The organism is Pseudomonas sp. R4-39-08, assembly GCF_003852275.1.
Classification (GTDB): domain Bacteria; phylum Pseudomonadota; class Gammaproteobacteria; order Pseudomonadales; family Pseudomonadaceae; genus Aquipseudomonas.
The window spans coordinates 3,891,419-3,909,585 of sequence record NZ_CP027733.1 but is presented as its reverse complement, the minus strand read 5'-3'; the positions used below and the strand labels follow the sequence as shown (position 1 = coordinate 3,909,585).

At 50.7% G+C, this 18,167-nt stretch carries 16 protein-coding genes and 1 pseudogene; 9 read left to right on the top strand and 8 right to left on the bottom strand.

The window, feature by feature from the left end:
- Window positions 1–584: 584 nt before the first annotated feature.
- A pseudogene (locus C4J88_RS18035) lies at window positions 585–1,768 on the top strand (transposase).
- Between the two features lie 473 nt (window positions 1,769–2,241).
- On the opposite strand, the gene C4J88_RS18030 reads toward C4J88_RS18035, so the two are convergent.
- A complete protein-coding gene (locus C4J88_RS18030) occupies window positions 2,242–2,673 on the bottom strand; it encodes a RidA family protein (RefSeq protein ID WP_124407739.1) in 432 nt (143 codons plus the stop codon).
- 377 nt (window positions 2,674–3,050) lie between these two features.
- On the opposite strand from C4J88_RS18030, the gene C4J88_RS18025 reads away from it, so the two are divergent.
- From C4J88_RS18025 to C4J88_RS18000, 6 genes are all read left to right on the top strand, one after another.
- Window positions 3,051–3,632 (top strand): TetR/AcrR family transcriptional regulator, encoded by a 582-nt coding sequence (locus C4J88_RS18025; RefSeq protein WP_124407738.1) that lies wholly within the window; start codon window positions 3,051–3,053, stop codon window positions 3,630–3,632.
- Between the two features lie 190 nt (window positions 3,633–3,822).
- A complete protein-coding gene (locus C4J88_RS18020) occupies window positions 3,823–4,704 on the top strand; it encodes an NAD(P)-dependent oxidoreductase (RefSeq protein ID WP_124407737.1) in 882 nt (293 codons plus the stop codon).
- Window positions 4,705–4,775: 71 nt separating this feature from the next.
- Window positions 4,776–5,525, top strand: coding sequence for an arylmalonate decarboxylase (locus C4J88_RS18015; protein ID WP_124407736.1), 750 nt, complete (start codon window positions 4,776–4,778; stop codon window positions 5,523–5,525).
- A gap of 180 nt (window positions 5,526–5,705) precedes the next feature.
- The gene (locus C4J88_RS18010) at window positions 5,706–9,629 is read left to right on the top strand and encodes an amino acid adenylation domain-containing protein (protein WP_124407735.1); all 3,924 of its coding nucleotides are present in this window, start codon (window positions 5,706–5,708) and stop codon (window positions 9,627–9,629) included.
- Window positions 9,630–9,640: 11 nt separating this feature from the next.
- Window positions 9,641–9,865, top strand: coding sequence for a tautomerase family protein (locus tag C4J88_RS28135; RefSeq protein ID WP_124407734.1), 225 nt, complete (start codon window positions 9,641–9,643; stop codon window positions 9,863–9,865).
- A gap of 15 nt (window positions 9,866–9,880) precedes the next feature.
- A complete protein-coding gene (locus C4J88_RS18000) occupies window positions 9,881–11,095 on the top strand; it encodes an MFS transporter (protein ID WP_124407733.1) in 1,215 nt (404 codons plus the stop codon).
- 387 nt (window positions 11,096–11,482) lie between these two features.
- Here the strand turns inward: C4J88_RS18000 and C4J88_RS17990 are convergent, their stop codons facing one another.
- The 5 genes from C4J88_RS17990 to C4J88_RS17970 all read right to left on the bottom strand — a co-directional run bounded on the left by C4J88_RS17990 (window position 11,483) and on the right by C4J88_RS17970 (window position 15,012).
- Window positions 11,483–11,743, bottom strand: a complete 261-nt coding sequence (locus C4J88_RS17990) for a hypothetical protein (RefSeq protein ID WP_124407732.1) — start codon at window positions 11,741–11,743, stop codon at window positions 11,483–11,485.
- 192 nt (window positions 11,744–11,935) lie between these two features.
- Entirely contained in the window at window positions 11,936–12,316 is a 381-nt protein-coding gene (locus C4J88_RS17985) for a hypothetical protein (protein WP_256659047.1), read from the bottom strand.
- A gap of 465 nt (window positions 12,317–12,781) precedes the next feature.
- Window positions 12,782–13,276, bottom strand: coding sequence for a hypothetical protein (locus tag C4J88_RS17980; RefSeq protein WP_256659046.1), 495 nt, complete (start codon window positions 13,274–13,276; stop codon window positions 12,782–12,784).
- Between the two features lie 187 nt (window positions 13,277–13,463).
- The gene (locus tag C4J88_RS17975; protein WP_124407730.1) at window positions 13,464–14,387 is read right to left on the bottom strand and encodes an alpha/beta fold hydrolase; all 924 of its coding nucleotides are present in this window, start codon (window positions 14,385–14,387) and stop codon (window positions 13,464–13,466) included.
- Between the two features lie 229 nt (window positions 14,388–14,616).
- Window positions 14,617–15,012 (bottom strand): RidA family protein, encoded by a 396-nt coding sequence (locus tag C4J88_RS17970; RefSeq protein WP_124407729.1) that lies wholly within the window; start codon window positions 15,010–15,012, stop codon window positions 14,617–14,619.
- A 141-nt stretch (window positions 15,013–15,153) separates the two neighbouring features.
- Here C4J88_RS17970 and C4J88_RS17965 point away from each other — a divergent pair, with 141 nt between their 5' ends.
- A complete protein-coding gene (locus C4J88_RS17965; protein ID WP_124407728.1) occupies window positions 15,154–16,068 on the top strand; it encodes a LysR family transcriptional regulator in 915 nt (304 codons plus the stop codon).
- An 81-nt stretch (window positions 16,069–16,149) separates the two neighbouring features.
- Here C4J88_RS17965 and C4J88_RS17960 read toward each other — a convergent pair whose 3' ends face one another.
- Window positions 16,150–16,587 (bottom strand): VOC family protein, encoded by a 438-nt coding sequence (locus C4J88_RS17960; RefSeq protein WP_124407727.1) that lies wholly within the window; start codon window positions 16,585–16,587, stop codon window positions 16,150–16,152.
- 330 nt (window positions 16,588–16,917) lie between these two features.
- Here C4J88_RS17960 and C4J88_RS17955 point away from each other — a divergent pair, with 330 nt between their 5' ends.
- Entirely contained in the window at window positions 16,918–17,430 is a 513-nt protein-coding gene (locus tag C4J88_RS17955) for a signal peptidase II (protein WP_256659045.1), read from the top strand.
- 188 nt (window positions 17,431–17,618) lie between these two features.
- On the opposite strand, the gene C4J88_RS17950 is transcribed toward C4J88_RS17955, so the two are convergent.
- On the bottom strand, window positions 17,619–18,098 hold the full coding sequence (locus tag C4J88_RS17950) for a hypothetical protein (protein WP_124407726.1): 480 nt from the start codon (window positions 18,096–18,098) through the stop codon (window positions 17,619–17,621).
- Window positions 18,099–18,167: the final 69 nt, after the last annotated feature.

Below are 18,167 nucleotides of genomic sequence, written 5' to 3'. Positions count from 1 at the left end.
GTGGGTTGTTCCCAGTTTTGGGAGTGCAACTGCATCAGTGGTGGTGAGCCATGCGCCGGAGCAAGGGTGGGGCGATCAGCGGTTGCGGTATGGTTCGCGGTGGTGTGGGGACTAGGAGCGCCTGACAGCTAACGGCCCAGAGTGTGTAAATACTTAGCAGGAACGTGCGGCACTGAGGTAAAGCTAGTCTGTAGATCTCAAACCGAAGGGATGCCGTCGAATGGCGGGATCTTCTAGAACCAGTGTTCGTGCATTTTCGAAAGAAATTCAGGCGTAATCGGCAGACTGGATGCTGAACCGATGACCGAGTCGATCCCGCACTTCGGACACAGAGCGGTGCTACCTAGATCAATCCACTCAGTGATTTCTGAGGGCGAAAACACACCCACGCAGTGAAAACAGCCACAGTGATCGCTTGCATTAATTTGCGTACGATGATTTGTGAAAAATAGGTGCGCTGAAATCACATCCATGGGCAAGTCCTTAAACTCCAGGATTTACTAGCATTTCTTTCTTGCATCAGAGTACATCAAGGGTCGTCCAACGTTGTCACGATTGCCCAAAGTGATAACGCAGGATTGCCTATGAAACGTTTCATCCAAGGTGACCATCGCGGACAAAGCACTCTGCTTCCCGAAAGCCTTGACGACTACGTCGGTGATACCAATCCGGTTCGGGTAGTCGACGAACTCGACTTGGTCAATTTGGGGTTTGATAGCGCTATTCCTGCCGAGACAGGCCGACTTGGTTATCACCCTGCGATCCTGCAGTAAATTCAAAGCCGTCAACAACCGCGACCGCAATTTCACCAGCGCCAAACTAAAGCGGCGAATGGAAGAAATTGAATCGTGCATCAACCGTTACCTGACGGCACTGGATGCTGCCGATCGGCAAGAACCAACAGCTTCCGAGCCCAGTACCGCGCGGCTGGAATAGAAAATCGCCAAGCTCAACTCTCAAATGAAAGGGCTTCAGGCAATCGAAATACAGCTCAATGAATCGCCGGATAAACAAGTCTTACTGACCGACCCAGACAGCCGTTCCATGATGACGCGCGGCACGGGAATCGTGGGCTACAACGCGCAAACAGCGGTCGATACGCAGCACCATTTGATCATTGCGCACGAGGTGACCTACGTCGGTTCCGACTGCGATCAACTCAGCTCGATGGCCAACCTGGCCCGCGAGGCGATGGCGTCAGATACGTTTTCAGTAGTGGCTGACAGAGGTTACTTCAAAAGCGAACAAATCCTGGCTTGTCACGATGCAGGCACCACCGCCTATGTGCCCACGCCGATGACTTCGGGAGTCAAGGCTGACGGGCGTATCAATAACGATGTTTTCATCTATGACACAGCGAAAAACGAATACATTTGTCCGGCTGGAGAGGCGTTGAACTGGCGCTTTTCCAGCGTTGAAAAAGGCCTGAAGTTACACCGTTAATGGAGTTCCAACTGCCAGGGATGCGCATTGAAACCGAAGTGCACACCGAGCAAGCAACGGCGAGTTCGGCGATGGGAGCATGAGGCCGTATTGGAGGAAATGCAGAACAGGCTGAGTAACGCCCCAGAGATGATGCGGATCCGAAAACGGACAGTTAGCATCCCTTCGGCGCGCTCAAGCAATGGATGGGCGCGACGCACTTCCTGACCCCGAAAAGCTCAACGGGGTGAGCGCCGAGATGAGCTTGAACGTGCTCGTCTACAACCTTAAGCGGGTCATGAAAATTCTTGGTACTAGCGTTTTAATGAAGGCGCTGTCGGCCTGAAGAGGTCTTTATTTTGGCCACCCAGCAAGATAGAAGCGACGCTGAGGGCTCCTAGGCCCAAGTGATGATCCGCAGGGCTTATTGTGAGCAATTACTCAGCTAACAGCCGTCGGCGCTAAGCGCCGACAGTGCAAAAGCGCGTTTTTACACACTCTGGGTCGATAGCCGCCTATTACAAAAGGCAGCAATTGACAGAACGCGTGGGCCATAAAGAGCAGCGTCGCGAGCGCCAGCCAGCCAACGGAGGCGCCGACGATCCGGTCGATATCCAGGTCGGGGCAAATAATATCTAGAGCAATATTCAGCGAGCCGGTGACGCGATGGCCTCACAAGCTGGCGAGTAAAATTTTTCTAAAACTGCACCCTAGATACAACTGCATGTCGTCTTGGGTGTGGCCGGAGCGTCGATATACAAAGGGGTGAATCGGCAACGTATAACAACACCAAAAAGTTTCAAGATGCTCTCTTGGTCCTCAACGGCCAACCGCAATAACATCAACCTCTACCAATGTACCTGGTAGCGGCAGGGCGACAACCTGAACAGCGGTTCGAGTTGGCTTGTTTGGCTGATCTGAAGACCCGAAAAACATATTGTAACTCTGCTGGAAGCCTGAGAAATCGAGTTTCCCGTCCAACTCTACGGTTCCCACAAGAAAGACTCGAATTTGAATAATATCAGCCATGGATAAATTGCACCCTTGCAGGATTTTATTGATTTTATTGAACACCGAAAGGGTCTGTGTTTTTGTGTCGCCGTAGGATGATATTGTGCCTGGAGGTGCTTCAATATCAAACAAATCCGCCAGAATACCGCTGACGTATGTAAGAGAGGATGTGGCCGGGATAGTCACAGTCTCTGAATACGCCGCAGTTTCAAGGCCGGTGCGCACGATGTCCATATTCATATATAAATCCTTTGCTGATAGGTTTTTAACGTCAGCTAGCCGCTCGATTTACAGTATCGAGGACGCGACTGTACGGGGTAAGTGTGAGAGTTGAATGAGCTTTAGTTAAAATCAAGTGAACAGAATTCACCCAAGGTGTGAGCTTTTTTACGCTGCACGATTTCAAACCTTGTTGCAAGATATTTCGAAACAATCCCCCAGAGATGAAAAAAATTTGCGGATTCACTGAGTTTTTTTGCTGTGAAGATTGTTCCTTGAACGATTGCGTTGTCTGGGGTGACGCCAGGAGCCCGGATTTCAAGGCAGGAATGGGTGTTGACTATCTGAGATAGAAGCTTTAGATTATTTGGAACGATCATTCCAGAGCGCGCAACCCTATGAGACCAAAGGAGTTTGATTCAGATGCCATAGCCGAAGCGGCTATGCGTGTTTTTTGGTTGCGAGGGTATAGCGGGGCAAGCATTCAGCATCTTGTAGAAGGAACAGGGCTTGGACGAGGAAGTCTCTACAATGCGTTTGGTAGCAAACTAGGTCTCTATGAGTTTGCGCTACGTCGTTATTACCAACTCACTGCGCCAAACATCTCGATTTTATCCGAGGAAGGGTTGGTACGAGATATCGTACGCAAACTGCTGATGAAGATTGTTTCGGAAGAACTCAATGATAAAGAGAGTCTGGGATGCATGGTCGCCAATGCCTCGTTGGAGTTGGCAAGGCATGACCAAGACATAGCAAATTTGGTCGCCCAAAACTTTACCCGTATGGAGCGTGCCCTCAAGGAGTTGATAAAACGAGGCCAGGAGAGCGGTGAAATATCAGCAGAAAAAAAACCGGGCGCCCTCGCCAGATTTTTTGTCAATACCATTCAGGGTATTAGGGTGCTCGGCAAAGGAAGTGAACAAGAAGAACGCGCGGAAAGACTGGAAGATATTGTTAATGTCGCAATAAGCGCTCTTTGAGAGCAACGATTTGGCAGTGACTAGGTGAGTAGATTTTTTTTGCCTAGTATTGTACTGATCGTTCCATAATGCTGTCTGTTTTAGACAAATGTGTTAATTGGATGTAAACGGGCGCTGAGCACATCTATTGCTAAAGCGTCTTTGCTGTACTGATTGATAAACTTAAACTAACGATCGATAGGGATATAAAATGACTAACTTTTCGCAAGCATCCGCTCAATCCAAAACGGTTGCGGTACTTGGGACTGGCATTATCGGGGCTGCGGTAGCGCGTAACCTCCAGAAAAATGCATTCAACGTAAATGCGTGGAATCGTACTTATGAGAAAGCAACAGCTCTTTCGGTTTCGGGCGTCGAAGTGTTTGAAAAAGCAGAAGATGCGGTACGTGGTGCAAGTATTATCCTGACTGTGTTGAAAGACGGTCCTGCAGTACTTGAGGCGATGAAAGCCGCGCTGCCAGGCCTTGTAAAAGGTACAGTTTGGCTTCAGTTGAGCACCGTAGGTGTCAAAGCGAATGAAGAACTGACTGCATTTGCCGAGCAACATGGTCTGGAGTTCTATGACGCACCGGTTCAAGGCACTCGTGGACCTGCCGAACAAGGGCAACTGATCATCATTGCATCCGGCAGCCTGTCGCAACGTGAAGCGATTCAACCCATCTTCGATGCGATCGGCAAACGTACCTTGTGGGTTTCTGAGCAAAGCGGTGTTAGCAGCAAGTTGAAATTGGCTCTTAATAGCTGGGCTTTCGCCCTCACTCACGGCATTGCAGAAAGTTTGTCTATCGCGGAGGCACTAGGCGTTGACCCTGCTCTAGTGGTTGATGTCGTGAAAGGTGGTCCTATGGACAGCATGTATTTTCAGCTGAAGGCGGCGTCGATTCTGTCTGGCGATTACACCGTTAGCTTCTCAGTGGCGAACGCTGTCAAAGACGCTGAGCTGGTCGTTGAGGCAGCCAAGGAGGCTGGCGTAAAGGTAGATGCTGTAGCGGCCGGGCTAAATCGTTTCAACCGCGCTCTGCAAGCCGGTCATGGCGACAAGGACATGGCCGCTTCGTACCTTGCTAAATAATAGCAGCAGTACTGTGTAGATCCCACGAACTATATAGGCCGGTGCTAATACCATCGGTTCTGAGATAAATTATGTTTGATGCACTTGGATATCGCCTGAAAGTAGGGATTGTACTCCCTTCAACTAACACTTCCATGCAGCCAGAAACAGACTCTCTCAGGGTGCAGGGAGTTACAAATCATGCAAGCAGGATGCTGATTCAAGACCAGTTGATGGACAAGCAAGCTGGTTTCAATAGTGTCTTGAACAATATCCGAACGTCCACAGGGGATGCTATTCATAGCTTGCTCACGTGCAAGCCAGATAGGGTGATTATTGGTGTTTCACCCGAGAGTTACTGGGACGGCCCGGGGAGCCATGAGCGTGTAATGGATTCATTTTTGACCATGACCGGAGGAGTACCCGTAACGACCAGTCCAGACGCCTATCAAGCGGCATTTAGAGCCTTTGGCAATATCAAGCGTATCGCGGTAATTACCCCGTACCTGCCAGTGGGCGATAACACCGTCAGCAAGTTCTTTACGGATAATGGTTATGAGGTCGTTGCAATTCAGGGGCTTGGAGCCTACAGCCCAGCCCAGATATCGCACATCTCCCAAGAGAAAATATTTCAGACTATCAAGGAAGTTGATAGCGCTGATGTGGAAGCCATCGTTCAGGTGGGTACAAATGTCGCAATGGCTCGTGCGGCTGCGATTGCTGAGGCTTGGTTAAACAAACCAGTCATCTCCAACAATGTCGTGCTCTATTGGCATGCGCTGAGACAGAGTGGCCTCATAGACTCTTTCAGCGGATTCGGATCTCTTCTAGAAAATCACTAATAAATATATAAACAGCTCTGAAGCTTTCGTTTCGGAACTCTGCGTCATGAAAATCGGCGCGACGACTGCTAGTCGCCGATTAATGTTCGAATGAAATATCTGACTTGGCGATCATGTTAATGATACGTCTAGCTTTGCTGTGCCGATTTTTCAAATACTAAAATAAAGGAAAGGAATCAAATGAAGGTTGGAGATTCAATCATTGTAGGGAAACAGAAAAGCGATAAAGAAAAGTACAAAAATTTTTCAGATGGCAGTGACTTGACACTGGTGGATTTGTTTCTGCATCAATGCTCGGAGTCTCCAGAAGTTGTAGCCGTGATTGGAGAGGAAGGAGCGTTGACCTATTCAGAGCTGGATGTAAAGAGCAAGTTGCTTTCTGATGAGTTTGTAAGTTTCGGTGTTCGAGTAAATGAATGTATCGGCATTTATGCTGAGCCATCAATGGATATGATGATTGGTACATGGGGAATTCTCCGCGCCGGGTGTGCCTATCTGCCGTTGGCTCCAGAATATCCCGATGAACGAGTCCGTTATATGATTCAGGACTCGAAGATCAAAGTGATTTTTACCCAGATTCATTTAGTCAAAAAGTTGAAGGAACTGGCTCTTTCTGACGTGATCATTGTCACGCTGAACGACGTCAAGCTGAAATCAAATTTTGAGGTTGACTCCTCAAATGCGCGGACTAAAAGACTGGTAGGTAGCTGCCTTGCCTATGTAATTTACACGTCGGGTACAACCGGAAAACCGAAAGGCGTTGAGATTGAGCATCGTAGCATTCTTAACCAGCTGCTGTGGTTGAATAAAGAATACAAAATTGATAATAAAAAAACGATCTTGCGTAAAACACCTATGAGCTTTGACGCTGCGCAATGGGAAATTCTCTCTGTCGCACTGGGCTCCAAAATAGTGATGGGCAAGTCAGGTATTTATCGCGATCCCTGCGCGATGATAGAAACTATACAGCAATTTAACGTCAGTACTATTCAGTGCGTTCCTACATTATTACAGGCACTGATTGATGAGCCAGAATTCGTAGCGTGTACAACTCTTTCGCAGATTTTCAGTGGAGGTGAAGCACTCACGCGAAAGCTTGCGAAAAGCTGCCTCGAGGTTATGCCGGGGTGCAGCCTGATAAATCTTTACGGCCCTACTGAGTGCACGATCAATGCTTCGGCTGTCACCGTCGATAATCAGATGGTTTTAGATGGCCCTAAGGTAATCTCCATCGGTTTTCCAGTTAGTAACACTAGTTATTATATTATCGATGGTCATGAAGTTGTTCCGAGTACAGAAGTTGGCAGGGTCGGTGAGTTGTATATTGGCGGTTTGCAGGTCGCACGTGGCTATTTGAATAAGCCGGAACAAACGGCCGAAAAATTTATAAAGTTATCGGTGAGCGATGCCAAACAAAAGATTCGACTTTATCGAACTGGCGACCTCGCAAGCTGGAATAGGGATTGCAGTGTTCAATTCGTTGGCCGCGTCGATAACCAAGTAAAACTACGGGGTTATCGTGTTGAGTTGGACGAAATTCGTGTAGCCATTGAGAATCATGATTGGGTAAAAAGCGCTGCCGCTATTATTGATAGTGATTCACACACGGGTGTTCAGACTTTAGTCGCGTGTTTAGAGTTGAATCCACGTGAGGCAACGCTTATGGATCAAGGAAACCATGGTGCTCATCATCAATCGAAGGAAGGTCGAGTCCAAGTCAAGGCACAACTGAGCAACCTTGGGTTGCGAAGCGATGCGGAAAATGCAGGGAAACCGGTCATCGTTCTTCCTCATAAAATGGCTTCAAAGCAACAAAGGAAGCAAGCGTTTGCTCGGAAAACATACCGTTTTTTCGAAGGCGAAGCGATCTGTAAAAAAGATATTGTAGAATTGCTGGAGCACCGCGTCATCGCAACAGAGTCGACAAGTATAAGCGAAGTTTCCATTAACACGCTCGGAGAAATACTTCGAACGCTCGGCCCCTTTACAAGCCAAGAGCGTTTGTTGCCGAAATATGCTTATGCGTCGCCAGGTGCTCTTTATGCGACGCAGCTTTATCTCGAAATACACAATGTCGCAGGCCTTGTTTCAGGTTACTACTATTTTTCACCGATTGACCATGAACTCGTTTTAATTCAATCAATTGAGGGAGGGCGTACTCACAGATTAACCATCCACTTTATGGGTAAAAAATCAGCCATCGAAGCGGTCTACAAAAATAATATAATTGAAGTTCTGGATATGGAAGCAGGGCACATACTCGGATTGCTCGACTATGTTTTGCCCGCTTATGGATTAGGCATTGGAATTGGACAATTTACGCCTAATGTCAGGGTGTTTCTGGAATGTGAAAATGATAATTTTTATATCGGTAGCTACGATGTTGTGCCCTCGGTAGATAGACGTTTGGGTGGGCCTGTAGAGTTACTGGTCCAGACCCATGCTGGTAAAGTAATGGATCTTAACGAAGGTCAGTATCGATATTCAAAGGGTGAGTTTTTGAAGATTTCCCCTGATTTGATATTGAAAAAGCATGTGATTGCAATTAATCAGCAGACATATGAAAACGCAAGTTTCGGTATCTCGATTGTCAGTAAAGATTTTGACGGTTGGAGTAACTATGTTGACCTCGGCAGAAGACTTCAACAACTACAACAAAATGGAATTAATATCGGATTGATGTCCTCTGGATACAGCAGCAAAACCGGAAATGATTTACTGACCGCCAAGAGATTGAACGCAATCTTGAAAGATGCTGATTTCGGCTCTGGCCCTTCGTATTTTGCCCTGGCTGGTCGAGTCAGTGAAGAGCAGATTCGTAGTGAAGGGATGAAAGAAGACGCTGTGCATTCAAAAGGGCCAGCGGAAATAATAAAGCAGGATTTGATCAGTTTTTTGCCTGAGTACATGATTCCCAATAAAATCATTGTACTTGATAAATTACCTCTGTCCTCCAATGGGAAAGTTAATGTTCAGCTGCTTAAATCTCTCGTTGAGGGGCAGCGCGTAAAAAGAGCATATATCTTGCCTCGCTCTGTCATGGAGAAAGAAGTTGCGCGGATATGGCAAGACGTTATGAGTTGCGAGTCATTGTCAATAACCGATGATTTTTTTGAAATGGGCGGGAACTCGCTACTGGCTGTTGTGTTAATCAACAAGATCAATAAGGCTTTGAAAGCTTCGCTGCCTCTGCAGACCATTTTCTCAGCTGCAACGGTTGAAGCACTCGCCATGCTTCTCGAGGAAAGGAAAACCCAGCAGATTTCTCGTTTGATTAAATTGAATATTGAATCAACCGGTGTGCCAATTTATTGCTGGCCAGGGCTTGGCGGATACCCAATGAATTTGCGCTTGCTTGCAACAAGTAACGGTTTGAACAGGCCATTTTTTGCTGTGCAGGCACTGGGTATCAATGAAGGGGAGGTTCCCTATTCAACGATCAAGGCGATGGCGGCGCAAGATATTAAACTGATCAAGGAACATCAAAAACAAGGTCCGTATACGCTGTGGGGGTACTCTTTTGGTGCGCGAGTCTCCTTTGAGGTTGCGTATCAACTCGAGCAGGCAGGGGACATTGTTGATAATTTGTTTTTGATTGCTCCAGGTTCACCTGAAGCACGGAAATCAGAGAATTCTGTATCTGTGCACTCGACAAACAGGCTTAATCGGGATTATTTGACAATTCTCTATTCTGTTTTTGCCAGTTCTATCTCAGGCCCTGAACTCGCTCAGTGCTTGTCGTCGGTGACTACGAATGAAGACTTCATCGAGTTTGTGGCCGCTCGATACCCAAGCTTAGATTCGAGTGTTATTGAAAGAATCGTAAAAATTGTTGAGTTGACCTATGAGTTTAAATACACATTCAAGGAGCTGACTGAACACGCGATCATTGCCCCGATTTCAATTTTCAAGGCGGTTGGTGATGATTACTCGTTCCTTGAGGCGTCTTTAGGCGGTCTGACAGCAACTCATCAAGTGTTTGAACTTGGTTTTGATCACTATGAAATTCTAAAGGAGGCAGGGGTAAATAACCTGGTTGATGCGATTGTGTCAAGGATGTTGCAGCTTGAAGCTATGGCACCTAAAGCTACGTTTTTTTTGTAGAGGGTGCCGTCATGCCTCATGTAAATATAAAGTATTTTCGTAACGACATTTCTGAAGAGCAGAAGCGACAGATCAGCGAAGGTGTTTCGCAGTTACTGGAGTCGATTTTTTCGTGTAGTGCAAATGTAATATCAATAGCGCTCGAGCCTATTGACCCCCTTGGATGGCACGCGGAGGTTTATGAACCCGAGGTCCTCCAGCGTGCGCATCTACTTTGCAAAGCCCCAAATTATTAAAGCGGTGAATGTATTATGACAGCTCAGGACAATAGCTTTTCCAGTCGACCGATTTCCGATATCGACTATAGCGAGCGTATTCCCGTTTGGAAACTACTGGCGTTTACGTTAGCGGGTTTCATTGCCATCATGACTGAAACCATGCCGGCGGGCCTATTACCACAGATTGGGTTGAGCCTCGGAGTTTCAGAAGCGTTTGCCGGTCAGTTGGTAACCCTTTATGCCTTGGGTTCGGTTTTAGCGGCGATCCCTATCGTTGCGGCCACTCGCAGCTGGCGGAGGAGACCACTGTTTCTTCTGGCTATTTTTGGCTTGCTGGTTTTCAACTCGATCACGGCGCTTTCTTCCAATTTCGTCGTGATACTTGTCTCGCGTTTTATCGCGGGGATGGCCGCGGGTCTTATTTGGGGACTGCTGGCTGGCTACGCCAGACGTATGGTACCTAACCATCTTCAGGGGCGAGCGTTGGCCATTGTCGGTGTGGGCCAACCCATTGCTCTGTCGATTGGCGTTCCATTGGGGACCTGGTTGGGCGGCCTTTCGGATTGGAGGGGTGTATTTTGGATAATGTCAGGGCTCTCATTTGCCCTGTTGGTTTGGGTCAGATCCTGTATTCCGGATTTCCCAGGCCAGTCGTCTTCAAAGCGTCAATCCATTCGAGACATTTTTCTTACTCCGGGCATCCGGTCAGTGCTCTTCGTGATCTTCGCCTGGATCTTGGCCCACAACATTCTCTACACCTATATCGCGCCTTATCTGGCGTCTGTCGGCCTCGCCGACTACGTTGATGTGGTGTTGTTTCTGTTTGGTGCGTCTTCCGTTCTGGGAATCTGGATAACCGGGGTGTTTGTAGATCGTTCACTCAGGACTCTGACGATTCTTAGTCTTACACTGTTTGCCGTGGCTGCATTAATCATTGGCATCGCCAATGGCAGCTCAATTATCACTCTTGTGGGGATCGCCTTGTGGGGGCTGACCTTTGGTGGGGCGCCGACGCTGTTGCAGACGGCTATCGCGGATAATGCGGGTGAAGGGACAGATGTCGCGCAATCAATGTTGGTCACCGTGTTTAATCTCGCGGTCGCCGGCGGCGGGCTTCTAGGGGGCGTGTTACTTCAGTATGCAGGTCCTGGCTCTTTCCCTTGGGCTCTATTCGTTCTTGCAGTTCTGAGTCTACTGGCCGTATGGAATGCGAGTAGTCATGGATTCCAACCTGGTCGTCGTTCATAAGTCTTTTTGAACGGTCGACTGCGTATTGTTTGGCGGCTTTGTTCAGCTAATGTGGTACTCCTGTTACGGGAGTGCTGCAGCCCCAACCGTGCTGCTTGACCTTGCGGTCGTATTTAGACAGCGGGTAAATGTCTGATTACTGCCGATCACGGCAACCTCGAGCAATTGCTGGACATCGACTCTGGTCAGGCCCACAGGGTTCATACCCCCCTAATTCTGGTTAGTAATCAACCTGGCCGTGCAGGACTGGAGAACGGCCGGTTTGCGATATCGCTCCAACGCGGCTGAGATAGCCAGCGCCATGGCCGCTTTCTGCCTGTCACGACCGACCGAAATCGACCCTAAGCTGACTGTGGCGACAGATGGAGGTCGGCCCCGAACAGACATTCAAGAGGGGACATCATTGGGATAGCTACGAAGCGCCTCATAGGTCAATCCACTCAAAATATATGAGGCTCTCCATTCGAGAGATCCTGGATGTGACTCGCACAGCAAGCGAGCGATACATCCAGCTTCACCCATTGAAATATCTTCCACTTCAGCGATATCTCCAGGAGCCACCTCCCGGGAGTTCAACCAATCAGAGAGCACTACCTTTGCTTGGCCAACATCGATCAGCTTTATGATGTCGCCTTTGGGAAGTGTCATGAAGTCTCGCCTAAACTTGTGCCGGTATCTGGTTTGTAAACGCGCTTGGAGATTTGCGAAAGGACTGCTTCTGGCCGAAAGCAGTCTCTCGCGACATACAATGATTGGCATACAACGTAAAACCGGGATCAGACCACAAGTCAAATATAACCCCCGCTTTTACGATGGTAGCCTGACCCCGTTTTTTTTACGCTACAGCGTCGGTAACCGGTCCAACGCACAAGTACGTTCTATTTTCGGCTCACCGGCGGTGGGCAAGCGTACGCCCGAATCGACATTGAATATGTCGATGTAACACCGGCTCAGCGAGCCCGGGACGTCGACAATCCCTCCCTTGATCACATAGCGTGCGCCCGGCGCAAATTCGCTGACAAACGCTACGCTGCACGAGCGATTGGCATTGGCCACGCCGCGCATTTCCAAGTGCAGCGGTTTGCCGGCTTCAATCGGAAAAAAACCCTCCGGCGTCGAGACATTCTTATAAACGGAAACCAACTGCTTCCCCATCCCCGACTCAGTCGCCACGGTTCTTCCGTATTTGCAGCCGATGGCAGGCGCCTGGACCAGAGTCACGCCGTTCGATAATTTTCCATAGAGACCAGTTCGCTGCGGATCATCGCCTGGGGCGCCCCCGCAGGCACAAAATATTTCGGCGCTGGGGCGCAGCCTGCAAGCAGCAGAACTGAACACAGGTAAAGAGGCTTCATAATTTCCTTATTAATGGCGGAAGAGGCGGCGTTAACAGGCCTGATCAATCAGAATGAGTCAAGCAATAAGTGAGAAGAACGAGCGTCTGACCAGGCTTGAAATAAAGGTGAATCGCCCCTGGTTTACTAGATAGGCGCAATGGCCGCATTTGGCCGGTAGCTGCCAGCCACGAAAGGCTGCTTCCGGCCACCAGCAGCCCCTCATGAATGAATACATCTAACCCGAAGCGGACACAGCGGGATCGTCACCATTGCATGGGACAAAGCCTCTGCGACAGCCCGACAAGGCGCGTCCAGAGCGGCCTATCCAACCAGAGCGCGGGAGCAATCATCAAGGCTTGACCACCGGAATCGCCGGAAACTGAAACCCGTCGTCCACTCTTTTTTGGGTGAAGTCGTCGCCGCCGTCTCGCGCCTTGCTGCGGTAAGTAGTGGCGGTTAGTTCGATGATTTCATAGGCGTCATTAAGGTGAGGGTTTCCTGGTTTGGCAAAAATGATCTGATCCCCCTCTTGTCTCCCGGTAGTGATGGTGAAGTAGATCTTGCCAGACACTCCCCATAGGCCAAATTCCTTTTGCTCAAACCATTCGCCGGAGTTGTCGGTCACGCGGAACTTCACGTTGAAGGTGCCATCGGCGCGATGTTCACTCAGTTGCTGCGTACGTTTACCGTCGAGGGTGGTCGCTTCGCCGTACCACTTACCGATCATCAGGGCGTGTTCCTGTACCTGAAGGGTAGAGAGGGGTTTTACGGCATGGACAAGGGGTTGTTGACCACAGCCGGACAGGCACGTAAGGGTAAGCGCTAAAGCGAAAATCTTGAACACGTAAATTCCTTGGCGAATTAGCCCGCAGCCTGTCGATCCCTCTCAACTGGGAGACTCGGCTGATTTACTTGGTAGGCAAATAATGAACTTCAATAATAGTCAGGGTGATAACAAATGGTCACCCGTTTTTTCGGCGTGCTTTCCTGCAAGTACGGCAACGAGCCCTGCACCCTTTAGTGGCAATTCATCAATCTAGCAATCCCGCGGCCGTTCCTGGACTCAGGAACTCGATGACAGCAGCGGCGAAAAGTTCTGGCTGATCCAGCATGATGAAGTGAAAACTGCCGTCAATACGCCTGAAGCTGATAGTTGGGGTCGAGACATAGGCGTTACGGAACATTGCATCAACGTGGGACGCCTCTATGCCGTAAAGCGGGTCATAGGCATAGACGACCTCGACAGGCACCTTGATGCGTCCAAGCTCAGGTCGCAGGTCAGTGACCATCAGCTCATACATGGCATTGGCCATAGTCTCTCGGTCCGAGTTTATCCCCGCTGCGACCAAGGCTGGCCTGACCGCTTCAGTTTTGGCGAGGCGGGCGATAGCGGCATGCTGCATGGTTTGCGCCTGCTCAGGCGTTGCCGCGAACATTGCATCGCGCATCGCAGCCGCCTGCGGGGTCGCCGTTTCACGGGTCGCGAAGGGATCAAACAGCAAGGTATAAAAGGGCATCGCATCGACAATCATCAGGCGTCCCACTTGATCGGGATGACGAGCACCCAGCATCAGTGCCGCCTCACCACCCAACGAATGACCGATGATGACCGGCGCCTCGAGGCGCTGGCTGCGGATGTATTCAGCGATCGCCTCCACCGTCGGCGCAACTACTTTCCCTTCTGGGTCGGACACAGCAGGCGAGCCGGCAAAGCCAGCTACCTGTACAAGATGGAGCCGATGGCTCTGTCGTAATCTGGAGGCCAAATCAGCCCATACGTCGCAGGACGAGGCAAATCCTGGAATCAGGATGATATCTGTTCCCGAGCCTTGTACCCGCACCGAGATAACACCCTGGTTGACAGTTTCCAGCGGCAGGGGCGCAGGCTGGGCTGGCGATGCAGACAACAGCGCCAATGTGGTGCCGATCCCGGCAAGAATCATTTCTGCACGCATAGCGTTCTCCTTTTCGCGCAATGCGAGCTGATTTTTACGATTTCATGGGTGCCAATTAAACCGACAAACAGGCAGGTTAACGGGATCATAGCCATTCCTTTGACCGAGGCAATATTTCCACTATACGGCGCACACAGGCACTAGAAAACTAGCGCCGCCTGCAATCCTTAGCATCCCCCCAGAAAAAAAGATGGCCCCCTTCGACAGTCGGAGAAGGACTGAGCCGAGTTCATTGGGACAGTTTGGCAATCACCTTGATCTCGAAATCAAAACCGGACAACCAGGTCACGCCAATAGCGGTCGCCGTCGGATAGGGCGCTTCGCCCCAGTACTCGGCCACTACTTCCCAGATCGTTTCGAATGTCGAGGCGGGGTCGACCATGAAGATGGTCGTGTCGACCACATCCTCGAAACTACTGCCGGCCTCGGTCAGGATCGCGTTGAGATTGGCGAAGGCCAGGCGAACCTGTGTCGCGAGGTCCGGTTCGGCCGAGCCATCCTTGCGGCTGCCGACCTGACCGGATACGAACAGAAAACCGTTGGAGCGAATCGCTGGTGAGTAACGGTGGAGCTCGTACAGTGCATGGCGGTCAGGCGGGAAAACCACATCACGTTTGCTGGTCATTGCATCTCTCCTTCGGGGCCGACGTGGCCCGCTGATTACGAAGGAACCAGTGTAAAAACACGGGCGACCCGAATAAACGCGCAACGCTGGTCATGACTGTTTGTAGAATCCAAACTATCCAGAACCCCAGTGAGGCGTGAAATGGACCGTTTCGATGCAATGCAGGCCTTTGCCCGCGTGGTGGAAACCGGCAGCTTCACCAAGGCGGCCGCCACCCTGCACATGAGCAAGACCACCGTGACGCAGCTCGTTCAGCAACTGGAAGCGAGGCTGCGTGTGCGCTTGCTCAACCGCACCACACGCAAGGTCAACGTCACCGCCGATGGCGCGGTCTACTACGAGCGCGTCATCCGGCTACTGGTCGATATGGACGACGCCGAGACCAGCCTGTCCAGCGCATCGATGACACCGCGCGGGCGGCTGCGGGTGGATGTGCCCAGCCCGTTTGCGCGGATGCTGCTGATACCCGCCTTGCCGGGGTTCTTTGCACGCTACCCGGAAATCCAGCTGACCCTGGGCGTGAGCGACCGGATTGTCGACATCATTGGCGAAAACGTCGACTGTGTGGTGCGCGGCGGCGAAATCATTGATCAGTCGCTGATGGCAAGGCATGTGGGCGATCTGCACATCGGTATCTATGCCGCGCCCGGCTATCTGCAGCGCTTCGGTACGCCAGCGCACCCCCAGGAGCTGGAGGAGGGCAGGCACAGTACCGTTGGCTTCCTCTGGTTTCGCACAGGCAAATCCTTGCCCTACGCGATGCAGCGTAGCGAGGAACGCATCGAGATCCAGGGGCGCCCGCAACTGACGGTCGACGACGGCAATGCATACCTGGCCGCCGGCCTGGCGGGTCTGGGCATGCTTTGGCTACCGCAGTACATGGCCAAACCGCACCTGGCCAGCGGCGAGCTGCTGCCGCTGTTCGAGGACTGGCACATGGCGCCCATGCCGATGTACCTGGCCTTCCCGCCGAATCGCCATGTCAGCGCCAAGGTGCGGGTGTTTATCGACTGGGTGATAGCGTTGATGGCCGAGCATGCGCCGGTGGTTAGGTGAAACAGGTGTAAAGCCATTTCAGGGCTAGACACTCTAAACGTCCGCATTTAGCTGATCGCTGATGGTCGGCTTGGCTCAGATTCAAACGCAGATTGAGCAAGCCGGTCTCTCACCCAGCCGCTCGACCAACCTGATGAGATAACCGTCGGGATCCTGGACGATGAATTCGCGCTGGCCTACTTCTACATCATCAGCCCGATACCAGGTGTCCTTGCATTCTCGAAAGAGTGGAAATCCAGCCTGATCAAGTTTCCGCAAGATGGGGGCGACGGCATCAACATCAATCTGTAGGTTGATTCCTCTTCCAAACGGCTTGGTCAACGGCGCAGTCAGCCATTGGCCTGCCTGCGAATCAACCTGCTCAAGCATTACTTGAGCACCATTCAAATCAAGGTAGGCGAATCCGTCCTCCGGGCGCTGATAAGCTACCGTGAAGCTCAAGCAAGAAACCCAGAAAGCGAGGCTGCTTTCCAGGTTGGTGACCATAATCTCCGGAACCAGTGGGTTGCGTTCGAACATGAGATGACTTCCATTTCAAAGACTTATATATGCGGGCGGCATGTTCTGCACCGCGAAGGAATCAAAGTGAGCGTGATGATGCACGGTCGGCTGGGAATTATCGAGATGCGTTGAGTGGCTGCTTCTGGCCGACTGCTGCCCTTCATGACCGGCGGATTTCGACCCATAGCTGCCCTTCGCGGCGGGAAGCTAACCGCCACGAAAGGCCGCTTTGGGTCGTAATGCTGCGTCCGCGTTCTAACTCCCCCATCACTAGACCCAGCATCGAGGCCGCGCTATCTTGCCGCCGCTGCCAATGGCAAGCCATGCCTGCCAACCCGGTATTAATGAATGAAAGGATTGATCATGGAACTCATGATGAGAAGTCGGCTTTTTGCGGTGTTGATTGGCCTAGGATTTATCGCTCTGGATCAGTGGGTCAAGGTACAGGCGTTAGGGGCACTGCAATCGGACAGCTTCAAACTCGGTGGTAGTTTCGCGTGGCTGGATATCGCATTGAGCCTGAACCCTGGCGCATTCCTTAGTTTGGGTGCGGGGTTGGCGCCAGGTGTAAAACAAGTGATTTTCATAGTCGGCGTGGCAGCTGTGGTGTGTTGGGCCACTTGGTGGTCCTTGGCACGCTGGACAAGCTCTCCACGGAGATCAGCGGCTGTCTACCTTCTCGCATTGGGTGGCGCCTCCAACTTGATTGATCGAGTGTTTCGTGAGGGACACGTGGTCGACTATATGGTGCTCAACCTGGGGGCTGTGCACACTGGGGTTTTCAATATTGCTGATGTTGCCATAATGGTAGGGGCTGGCATGTTGCTCTGTATTGAATTACGCAAAGACCGTGAAGCGTAAAAAACAGGAATGCTGCTGTTGAGTCACCATCGATAGCAGTTGGCTTCAAGGGACGCAATTTACGCAAAGTAGGCGTCAGTCAAACGTCCGCTTTTGGCCGATTGCTGCCCGTCGTGAAGGGGGGCGAAGTTGTCGGTCGTTTGAAATTGAAAGCGGAAGACACGTCGATAGTTTCAATGACAGAACACTTATTCAAAGGATTGCTTGGAAAACGTAGCATTGAGGGCTTCTGAGACCATTTCGCTCAGGATCGGTTTGGAGCTTGACTCCATCGCCATACCGATCTTGTCTTGTTGCTCTCTGACTTTCGCCGCGTATTTTGATGATCGGCCTTCCGATGCGAGCGAAGACAACTCCTCATCAGAGAATGATTTTTCATATGCTTGCGCGATTTTTTCATCCCACCTGGATTGATACTTGGGCAGTAGTGCGTCGATCTCTTTCGATACCGCTGAAGCCGCATCCGCATGTCCCAGCCTGCTGGCGAGAATTGTATAGGTCACCGTCCGCTTTGCCACCGATAGTGCAATACCGGGAAGGTTTCGGCCGATCTGTGCCTGATTGACGAAAATTTTGGCGTCCCGATGAGAAGGCGTTTCCGCGGACACTCCATTTGAAAGTGCACAGAGCAACGTCAATGCGAGGGCGTTGGATATAAACCTTTTCATTACTCAGTACCATTTAATGATTGAAAATTAAAATCCGTGAGCCATGGTAAGCGATTACTGGAAAGGGCG